This window comes from Rhodoferax sp., assembly GCF_018063565.1.
GTDB lineage: Bacteria > Pseudomonadota > Gammaproteobacteria > Burkholderiales > Burkholderiaceae_C > Rhodoferax.
This window is the reverse complement of the sequence record NZ_JAGPBB010000111.1, coordinates 1-9,515: the sequence shown is the minus strand read 5'-3', so window position 1 is coordinate 9,515 and position 9,515 is coordinate 1. Positions and strand designations below refer to the sequence as shown.

The 9,515-nt window shown below is 59.9% G+C and carries 12 protein-coding genes; 5 read left to right on the top strand and 7 right to left on the bottom strand.

Going from position 1 to position 9,515, the window contains the following annotated elements:
* Window positions 1-243: 243 nt before the first annotated feature.
* Window positions 244-714: an EVE domain-containing protein gene (locus KBF66_RS17340; protein ID WP_296660300.1), complete on the bottom strand. Its 471-nt coding sequence runs from the start codon at window positions 712-714 to the stop codon at window positions 244-246.
* Window positions 701-1,078 carry a VOC family protein gene (locus tag KBF66_RS17335; RefSeq protein ID WP_296660296.1) on the bottom strand — a complete coding sequence of 126 codons (378 nt, stop codon included), beginning with the start codon at window positions 1,076-1,078 and terminating at the stop codon, window positions 701-703. The genes KBF66_RS17340 and KBF66_RS17335 overlap by 14 nt, the downstream gene beginning before the upstream one ends.
* Window positions 1,079-1,284: 206 nt before the next feature.
* On the opposite strand from KBF66_RS17335, the gene KBF66_RS17330 reads away from it, so the two are divergent.
* Together KBF66_RS17330 and KBF66_RS17325 are read left to right on the top strand one after the other, a co-directional pair.
* Complete coding sequence (locus KBF66_RS17330) at window positions 1,285-1,818, top strand: GNAT family N-acetyltransferase (RefSeq protein WP_296660293.1); 534 nt, start codon at window positions 1,285-1,287, stop codon at window positions 1,816-1,818.
* 233 nt (window positions 1,819-2,051) lie between these two features.
* Window positions 2,052-2,453: a GFA family protein gene (locus KBF66_RS17325; RefSeq protein ID WP_296660291.1), complete on the top strand. Its 402-nt coding sequence runs from the start codon at window positions 2,052-2,054 to the stop codon at window positions 2,451-2,453.
* 9 nt (window positions 2,454-2,462) lie between these two features.
* Here the strand turns inward: KBF66_RS17325 and KBF66_RS17320 are convergent, their stop codons facing one another.
* From KBF66_RS17320 to KBF66_RS17310, 3 genes are all read right to left on the bottom strand, one after another.
* Window positions 2,463-4,088 (bottom strand): sulfatase-like hydrolase/transferase, encoded by a 1,626-nt coding sequence (locus KBF66_RS17320; protein WP_296660288.1) that lies wholly within the window; start codon window positions 4,086-4,088, stop codon window positions 2,463-2,465.
* Between the two features lie 75 nt (window positions 4,089-4,163).
* Window positions 4,164-4,361 (bottom strand): hypothetical protein, encoded by a 198-nt coding sequence (locus tag KBF66_RS17315; protein ID WP_296660285.1) that lies wholly within the window; start codon window positions 4,359-4,361, stop codon window positions 4,164-4,166.
* A gap of 322 nt (window positions 4,362-4,683) precedes the next feature.
* A complete protein-coding gene (locus KBF66_RS17310; RefSeq protein ID WP_296660283.1) occupies window positions 4,684-5,625 on the bottom strand; it encodes a LysR family transcriptional regulator in 942 nt (313 codons plus the stop codon).
* Window positions 5,626-5,742: 117 nt separating this feature from the next.
* Between KBF66_RS17310 and KBF66_RS17305 the strand changes: the two genes are divergently transcribed.
* On the top strand, window positions 5,743-6,735 hold the full coding sequence (locus KBF66_RS17305; protein ID WP_296660281.1) for an NAD-dependent epimerase/dehydratase family protein: 993 nt from the start codon (window positions 5,743-5,745) through the stop codon (window positions 6,733-6,735).
* Window positions 6,736-6,920: 185 nt separating this feature from the next.
* Window positions 6,921-7,058, top strand: a complete 138-nt coding sequence (locus KBF66_RS17300; RefSeq protein WP_296660278.1) for a hypothetical protein — start codon at window positions 6,921-6,923, stop codon at window positions 7,056-7,058.
* 340 nt (window positions 7,059-7,398) lie between these two features.
* Here KBF66_RS17300 and KBF66_RS17295 read toward each other — a convergent pair whose 3' ends face one another.
* A complete protein-coding gene (locus tag KBF66_RS17295; RefSeq protein ID WP_296660276.1) occupies window positions 7,399-8,010 on the bottom strand; it encodes a LysE family transporter in 612 nt (203 codons plus the stop codon).
* 103 nt (window positions 8,011-8,113) lie between these two features.
* Here KBF66_RS17295 and KBF66_RS17290 point away from each other — a divergent pair, with 103 nt between their 5' ends.
* Complete coding sequence (locus KBF66_RS17290; RefSeq protein WP_296660272.1) at window positions 8,114-8,554, top strand: Lrp/AsnC family transcriptional regulator; 441 nt, start codon at window positions 8,114-8,116, stop codon at window positions 8,552-8,554.
* A 577-nt stretch (window positions 8,555-9,131) separates the two neighbouring features.
* Here the strand turns inward: KBF66_RS17290 and KBF66_RS17280 are convergent.
* Entirely contained in the window at window positions 9,132-9,329 is a 198-nt protein-coding gene (locus KBF66_RS17280) for a hypothetical protein (RefSeq protein ID WP_296660269.1), read from the bottom strand.
* Window positions 9,330-9,515: the final 186 nt, after the last annotated feature.

The following is a 9,515-nucleotide window of genomic DNA, read 5'->3' as shown; positions in this document are numbered from 1 at the left end:
AAAGGCATATGCCCAACAACCTGTTTCGTATCATGGTGACAACCCAGTGGCTGGAATCAGGTTGATATTACCCCTCAACACATGAATTCACGTGCGCGAGACCAACGAAGTTTTCATCAGCTGATGGAGCCTCGGTACCCGCACCAGGGGCCAGTTGGCACACCTCACCCAGCGCACATCAGGACGGCTGGAATCGAGGGTGTTTTGGTGCTTTAGCCCTTGTTTTAAAAGCGCACATAGCTATTACAAATAAAGCAACTCAAGATCTGCCCGCATGGCCTGCGCGATCAGCCGCATATCGGCATCGCTAACCTGAAACAGGCCAAACCTGAATCTGTAGCCCCAGTGCGCCCGGTCTTCGACAAATTCAAGCGTATCGAGCAGCGGCGCAATCGGCACGTCTTGGGCCGCTACATAGGCCACGTCACGGCGAAACGGCACAAAGCCGCCGCCCATGTCAAACGCATACGGCACGCCTGGCAGCACCACCCCGATTGAGACAAAACTTTGCAGCCGGTCTTTGCCACCCAGGGTGACGGTGGGTGCGTAATACACCACCCGGTCACCCGGCAGCACCCGCTTGAGCGGCGCACATTTGCCGTGGCACACTTGCATAAAACCCCGCTCGGGCGTGGCGCAGCCCAGTCGCGCGTGGCCGGCGCTGGCCACGGCAATCCAGTTGTGGCGCAGCGGGGGTCCGTCAAACAAGGGCATGCAAACCCACCCGGTTGCCGTCCAGATCGGTGATATGGGCAAAAGAGCCCATGCCCGGTGGCAGCGCCTGGCGTGGCAAGGCCACTTTGCCACCTGCGACCAGGGTGCGTTCCAGCGCGGCATCCAGACTGGGTGACGCATCCAGATACACCAGCGTGCCGCCGGTCGCAAGCGCGGGTGCCGTGGGGCCCATCATCAGCGCGCCACCCACACCACCCGCAGCCATGTCATAAGCAAAGACGGCACCCTGCGATGGCCCCATGGCCTCGCGGCGCATCGGGCGTTGCAGAACCGCTTCATAAAAGGCTTGCGCCTGATCGAGTTGCGTGGTGGGGATTTCAAACCAGCTCAGTGCGTTGTTCATCGGTCATTCCTGTTGTGTTGAAGAGGCCCGAATGATGCTTGGGGCCTGCTGACAGCGTGGTGTCAGTAGCCGTCTGGCCAGCCAGCAATTTTTCAGCCGGGACCGCTCGGCACCTGACCGTGGACTGCCTACAGAATTTGCCTTGACCGTCAAAATCGCCGCGTTCCTTCGTTCAGAATGCGCTTTTGAGTTCGTAGGCGACTAGCATGAAAAAAGTGATTGAAACGCAGCGTTTGCTCTTTCGTGAATTGACGCCCTCCGACGCTGAAGTCATGTTTGAACTCGATTCCGATCCAGCCGTGGTTCTGTATACGGGCGACAAACCGCTGACCCATATTGACCAGGCCCGTCAACGGATCGACAGTGTCATACAGCAATATGAGGAATTCGGGGTCGGGCGCTTGGTAGCCGTCCTAAAGGAAACCAACGAATTCATCGGCTGGGCCGGATTGAAATACATCAAAGAACTTAACAGTCGCCAGGACAACTACGACTTGGGTTATCGCTTCATGAAAAGGCATTGGGGAAAAGGCTATGGCACTGAATCAGCGAAGGCGTTTATCCGTTATGGGTTCGATGTGATGAAGCTTCTGCGCATCAGCGCCTATATTGATGTTGATCATGTTGTCTCGGCGAGAATTCTTGATAAATGCGGGCTGAAATTTACGAATACGTTCATGGATGAGGTCGACTTATGTGCTTGGTATGAAATTGTGAATTCACCGTCAAATTGCCATTGATGACATGATCATTGAGAGTGTTTTCGTTCTGTAGCCCATATTTAGAAAGCGTTAACAGCTAGCATAAATGAAGCACATCCAGATTCGCCAGCAAGTCGCTGTGCCATGGAACAGTGTGCGGACAGCCCTACCCGCGACATTCGGCAATGGATCGACGGCAGCGCGCGTGCCAAGATTCGGCGTTGGATTCGCACGAACCGGACTCTTGCTGGCGAGTTGAAGCAAGCGCATCAATGAACAAACCCCTTCAAGGTGGCTGCCTGTGCGGCGATGTCAGGTACGAAATTCAGAGCAGCCCGTTGACTGTTTGCCGCTGCCACTGTGCCTCGTGCCGCAAAGCCACCGGGTCTGCCGGTGTCGTTTGGGCGATTGTTGACAAGGCGGACTTTCGGCTTCTCGGCGCTGCGCCACGCGAGTTTTTGTCCTCGACCGGTGTCATGCGGTCGTTTTGCCCACGCTGTGGCTCGTCGCTGACCTACGCGACGGCTGATCATCCCAGCACCGTTGATGTCACGGTGGCCACACTGGACCAGCCAGAGCTGCTGCCACCCACTGCGGAATGCTGGCTCACTGATGCACTGCCTTGGGAGCCGATTGACCCGGCGCTGGCCCATTTTGCGCAAGACGCACCTTGAGCACTTCGGTCATCTCGCCGCATACGCGCCAAATTGCTGTGCAAACGCGTCCAGCCCGGTTTGAAACTCGGCCTGAAACACCGCTGGGTTCAGCTTGCCGAATTGACTCAACAGCGCTCCCCTTGCGTTGTCGATCAGCACATGTTGCCCATCGGTGGTGATGCGGCCATACACCCAGCGCTCGGTCGAGCCGACCAGATTGACCCACGGGCGCCCGGCGGGCAGCGGTAGCCCCTGCAGCCAGGTTTGCGTCATTTGGGGCAGATCGAGGTGGGCGTACAGCGTGACATCCTCCGCCGGAGCAATGCCACGCCCCACCACCAGCAGCGGCACCCGGTAGTTGGTGGCATCTGCGGCTTTGGACCGGTCGCCGTGGTCTGACACCACGATGATCAAACTGTCGTCCAGCGTTCCCCGGCTGGCCAGGCCGTTGCGCAAATCGGTCAGGTAGCTGTCGTAGTAGTCGCACGGCGTTTGGCCGGTTTTGGCCTGCCACTCGGGCGAGTGACCATAGACCATCTCGTGCAGAACAAAATTGCGCTCGTGCTTGAGCGTGTTGTCCAGCAGCAGCGCCAGCGCGGCTTTGTCCTCGGTGGCTTGCTCCATGCGGTTGCTGCCCAGCGACAACCAAGGCGGGCCGGTCGCCAGGTCGCTGCCATCAAGTACCTGGTCCCAGTCGCCGCGTGTCGGCACAAAGGGCTGGTAAGCGTAGGTGCTGACAAACGCGCTATGAAAACCGTTGGCTCGCAGCGTGCGGGTGAGGTTGGGGGCGAGATTGACTGCGTCATAGTCCGACGGCTGCGTGTAGGCGCGGTAAGGCACCTGTTGCCCGGTGAGCATGGCAATCAGGCTGGTATAGGAATCGAGATTGGTTGAGTAATAGTGACCGAAATAGCGCGCCTGCGACTGCACCTGCGCGTAAAAGCCATTTGGCCGACGCACAAACTCGCGCTCAAAGTCAGCAGCCGGTACCCCTTCCAGAACAATCAGAAACACATGGCGAAACTGGATCGGCCCAAGCTTGATCACCTCAGCATTCGTCGCAGTGGCCGGGCCAATCGGCAGGCCCATTCGCAGCGACGGCACCACCCGCACTGAGCCAGTCAGCCGATCTGCTGCCTCGCGCCAGAGACTGCCGACGACCGGATGCGGTGAGCGCGGCAAGGTCAGCGCAGCGCCCACCAGAACCAGTGCAGCGCCTACTTTAAACCAAGGCCGACTGCGCAAGATCAGCGGTTGCCTGACCGTCCATACGACGCTCAACACCGCACCGGCGGCCGGCCAGAGCAACGCAACACCCAGATACTGTGTCAGAAACACCCCAGGGGTGGCCAGGTCAGCGCCAAAAATGTTGGTCTGGGTGGCCAGATAACTGCCCAGCATTTGCGGATAGACCGACAACGCAGCACCCAATGCCGCCAGCATCAGCCATGCCCATCGCCCAAACGGGGCAGCCAGCGCGCCCACCAGTGCCAGCAGCACCCCGTCATGCAGCCATGCCACGCCATGCGGCAACCAAAGGCGGCTATCACCACCCGCCAGGGCATACCAGCCATGCAACACACCTTGCCAGGCCCAGAGGCCGACGGCTATGGCAGAGAGCCACTGCACCCGCCGTTGACGCACCGAAGGCATGGCCACTCATCGCGCGGTCAAGCCCGCGCTACTGCAACGGCACAGCCAACGTCTACCCCGGCATGCCGATGGCGTTCAGGCATAAACGTTGACGGTGCGGCCCACGCCGCCGGTGGTCGAGGCTGAACGTGCTGGCGCTGCAGGCTGGGCTGGCTCTTCCGGGGGTTGCCGGTTTTCGATGTTGCCGCCAGGCGGTGGAGTTGGCGCGGCCGGCCGCGCCGGTTTGACGGGTTGCGCCATGGTGTAGGAACTCGATAGAGCAGAGATGGCCATGCTTGTTCTCCTGCGGTTGTTGGAGGTCAAAAGCATAGCGCGCGCAACAGGTTTTGCGTGCCATGCGGCGTGTAAGTTCTTGTAAACACCAGCACCATCCGCCGCAAGCTGCGGCACCACCACTACCATTGGCGCATGTTTGCACGTGTCCTGCTGATTGACGACGACGCCGGGCTAACCGACCTGCTGGGAACTACCTGACCACCGAAGACTTGTGTCGGAGTGGTCGCGTCGCATTCCACTGCCCCCACCTTTACGTTGTCAAGAAGGGCTACGCGCACCCAATTTTCAAGCACCCACTTTCATGCCCGTCTGGTGTGCATCAGCAGTCGGCGGTTTTTGCGCACGCCGCTCCAACCGCTGTCGATGCGGCGCTGGTGAGCGCAGTGGCCAGAAAGTCGTACACCGCACGGATGCGCGGGCTGGTGTGTATTTCGCGGTGAACCGCCAGCCACATCGGCAGCGGCGGGATGTGCAGCAGGTCAGGCAACACCGGCAGCACCTGCGGGTCGGTGCCCGCCAGGTAGGCCGGCACAAAGCCGATGCCCAGGCCGACCCGCAGCGCCTGCCATTGAACAATCAGGTCGTCGGTACGCAGTGCAAACATGTCCGGAGTAGCCGCAACGCCCAACGCCTTGAAGCCGTTGAGAATGGTGGTATCGCTGTCGCCGCCAATCAGTTCGTGGTCCAGCAAGTCTTTTGGTAGCCGTAGCGGGCGGCTACGCGCCAGGTAGGTGCGGTGGGCATAGGCACCCAGCGCCACGTTACCCATCTTTTTGGCAACCAGGCTATCCTGTTCCGGGCGAACCATGCGCACCGCAATATCGGCTTCGCGGCGTAACAGGTTGCTGACGGTGTTGCTGGCAACCAGTTCCACCTGAACACCCGGCAGCGTCTGGCGCATCTGCGCCAGCATCGTCGGCAGCAAATACACCGCGACCGGGGTGCTGGCTGTGACGCGCACCGTGCCGGTGGCGAGCGTCTGCGCCCCGGCAAGCGCACGCGCCAGTTGGTCGGCACCGTCCGCCATGCCTCGCGCGGCCTCGGCCAGATCAAGCGCCAAAGCGGTGGGACGCAGGCCGCGCCCGGTGCGCTCAAACAGTGTCACGCCCAGCTGGCTTTCCAGTTCCGCCATGTGCCGGCCCAGGGTGGGTTGGCTGGTGTGCAAAACCCGGGCCGCAGCCAGCAGGCTGCCCTGCTCCAACACGGCCAGAAAGGAACGCACCAGGCTCCAGTCAAACGTGCGCCGGGTCAGCGTGCTCATGGGTTTATATGCAAATTTGCATTTCAGCTATCGACATTCATGCAATTGTGCAATATTGACATTGATTTCACAATGGCTGCTATTGCAACACCGGTTGCCATTCTCAGGAGTTACACCATGCCATCGACGGTTTTGATTTTGGGTGCGCGCGGACGCTTTGGCCTGGCGGCAGCGCGCGCTTTTGCTGATGCGGGCTGGCAGGTACTGGCGCAGATGCGCCCGGGTGCGCAAGTGCCAGCCGAAGCGGTGTCGGATTGCCGCATCAAGTGGCTGGCAGCCGACCTGCGCGATACCGCTGCCGTGGCCCGGGCCGCACAAGGTGCCTGCGTCGTGGTCCATGCGCTGAACCCGCCCTACACCAACGCGGCGTGGCAGGCGCAGGCAATGCCGCTGACCGAGGCCGCCATCGGCATCACACGGGCGCTTCATGCCACCTTGATGTTCATGGGCAACATCTACAACTTCGGTGCAGACATGCCTGCCATCCTGACCGAAGACACACCGCAGCAGGCCAACACCGTCAAGGGGCAGATCCGCATCGCCATGGAAGAACACATCCGCCGCAGTGGCGTGCCAGCCATCGTCATTCGTGCGGGTGATTTTTTTGGCAGTGGTAAGGGCACCTGGTTTGATCAGGCCATTGTCAAAGACATTCAAAAGGGCAAGTTCACCTATCCCGGACACAAAGACGTGACGACTGCCTGGGCCTATCTGCCCGATCTGGCGCGCGCCTTTGCGCTGGTTGCCGCGCGGCGTGAGCAGCTCAGCGTGTTTGAAATTTTTCATTTTGCTGGCCACGCCATCAGCGGCCAGCAGTGGCTCGATGCCATTGAACCCATCGCTCAGGCGCAGGGCTGGATCAAGCCTGGTGCAAAGCTGACTTACCGCCAGTTGCCCTGGCCGCTGATGCGAATGGGCGCGTTGTTTGTGCCCACCTGGGCGGCGCTGCTGGAGATGCGCTATCTCTGGAACCGCGCCCACACACTGGACAACCACAAGTTGCTGGGCCTGCTGGGGGACGAGCCCCACACGCCGTTGCCCCATGCTGCAGCCCAGGCGCTGCAAGACCTGGGTTTCATCCGCAACGCAGCCGCAGTGCCGGCTTGCTGACTGCCCGCGCCGACCGCCCACGCATTGGGTACGTGTTGTTTCGCTGAATCGTTGCGGTCTGCGTGGGGTCACCTGGCAGACGCAATGGCGTCGGAAAGGATGAATTGCCCTGCGCGGCATCCGGATGACGCAGAAGCGCTTACGTTGGCAAGTGGTGGGTAGGTCAGATCACCACGGCGCACGGGATGCTTGAGGTCACCGTGGAGATCGACGATGCTTTGCGTCGCGGCGTGGTGACCTTGCCGCATGGCTATGGTGTCAGCTTCCAGAACAGCAAGCCCATCGGCCCGCCCATCAATCGCCTGACGTCGATCAACCAGTGAGAGCCGTTTTCAAAAAACACCGTACCACAAGTACGTGCCGGAAGCGATCTGCAAGCTCACCGCGATTTAGCCGCTGATGAGAGACAGGGTAAATGAGAAAAATCCGTGTGGATGGCAATGCGGGCGCATAAGCCGTGGTAGCTCGGTGCATCTGTGCGCCAGCGCTCTGCGTTCGGTCAACCAATGGAATGGTCGGCTGGGCGCGGTCTTCAATGGGCATCAATGGCAACAAGCGTCATCGGTATGACGTACTTCCACAACAGATCGGCATGTATAGATCAGAGACGGCTTTTTGATCAGCGCTACCTCGCCTTTGCCGCGAGACCGGACATTCGAGTCTTCAGAACAGCGAACTCAATTGCCAAAGTGCGAAACCGGCTAGAACCGACGCGCTTGCAAGGTTGATCCGGCGGCGCCAACACGAGTCGAAGCGTTCACGTAATCGGCCCACCACACTGGAGAGGAATAGCCACCAGAGCGCAGAGCCAACCAGCACACCCAACACCATCGTGCCGGGTGCGTCTACAGCGCTTCGTCCTGCCAAGGTGCCAAATACGGCGATGAAAGAGAAGATGGTCGCAGGGTTGGACAGCGTAAGTGCAAATGTGGTCGCGAAGTACTGCCAGTCGCTGCGTGCTGGCGCCACTATCGAGGCATGGTCGGTTGCCTGAGCGCGCACGAGGCCCCAGGCCATCCAAAGCAAGAATGCGGCGCCGAACAATGCCAGCGGTACGCGTGCAGCGACCAGTGCTCCGATCAGCCAGCTGACGCCATACGCGCCAATGGCACCGTACACCATGTCGGCGCAAGCAGCGCCAAGCCCAGTGGCAAGCCCGGCGCGCGGCCCGTGCTCAAGACTACGTTGGATCGTGAGCAACCCTATGGGGCCGACTGGCGCTGCGATCGACAGGCCAATCAGTAGCGCGGACGCGAAGACACTGAGCAGGTTCATGCTTGAAATTCTAGGCCGGCGCTTCAGATTATTGCAGTGCTATATTTCGGAGAATACCGACTTACACAAGCAAATTTCCTGAAGAAATTGCTTCTTACCGAAAATGCAGCTTGATCCCACTGCCTGGAAATTGCTCTCTGTCTTGCAGGAAGACGGCCGGGCTCCTCTGAAAGCGCTGGCCGCCGCAGCAGGCCTTTCCATCTCGGCTACAGCCGAACGGTTGAAACGCCTTCAAGACGCTGGCATTGTGCGTGGCGTGCATGCGGATGTGGACCCGGCGCGCGCCGGACGGCCGGTGCAGGCCATCGTTGGCATCACCACGCAGCAGCCGCACAAACAGGCCCTGCTGAACGCTCTGCGCGCACGGCCAGATGTATTGGAGTGCCATCACGTCACTGGTGCCGACTCTTACGTGATGACAGTAGCGGTAGCCGACATGGCAGCGCTGGAGGCTTTTCTGGGCGACATCAACCGTTGGGGCGAAACGCGGACGGCAATCGTGATGTCCACCCCGATCCCGAGGCGCGGGTTTCAGAAGCCGTAAAGTGACGAGTTGAAGTTCGGGTCGATTTCATTGAGCAGACGCACTGGCCCTGGATTCGTTTCGCGTATCGCCGACTGAGCAAGATGCACCAAGAGCAGCACAACAGGGATGAGTGACGACTTTGAGCGTGTTTAAGAGCTGTAGCCCCTATTCAGAAAGCGCTGCCAGCTATTACAAGTGAAGCAAAGCCAGATCCGCCTGCATGGCCTGCGCGATCAGCCGCATGTCTGAATCACTGACCTGAAACAAGCCAAACCTGAACTTGTAGTTCCAGTGCGCCCGGTCTTCGACAAATTCAAGCGCGTCGAGCAGCGGCGCAATTGGCGCCTTAGAGTCGCCACGCGGGAAACATCGAGGCGAAATGGCACAAAGCCACCGCCCATGTCGAACGCATACGGCATCCTACAAGGCAAAACCAGCTAAGTACGCGCCTTGCCAGACCCACAGCCCGGCGGCGATCGTACTGGGCGACAACACCACCCGCTACAAAACAGAAAGCGTCGACATGAAGCGGCACGGTCAAGTCCACACCATCGCACTGGCACGCCAAGCGTTTGATGAGGCTTGCCTAAGACGTTCAGACATAGGTGTTGACGGTGCTTCCCACGGTGTCTGTCGCCGCGACTGACGATGCTGGCGCGGCCGGCTGCGCTGGCTCTGCCGGTGGCTGCCGGTTTTCGATATTGCCGCCAGGCGGCGGAGTTGGTGCCACCGGTTGCGCCGGTTTGACAGGTTGCGCCATGCTGGAAGAACCCGAGACAGCAGAGATGGACATGTTTCTTCTCCAAAGGTTGGACTAGGTAAAAGCATAGTGCGCCCCAGGGGTTTTGCGTACCGTGCGGCGTGTAAGTTCTTGTAAATGCCAGCGCCATCGTTTGCAAGCTGCGGCACCACCACTACCATTGGCGCATGTTCGCAAACGTACTGCTGATTGACGACGACACCGGGCTGACCGAACTGC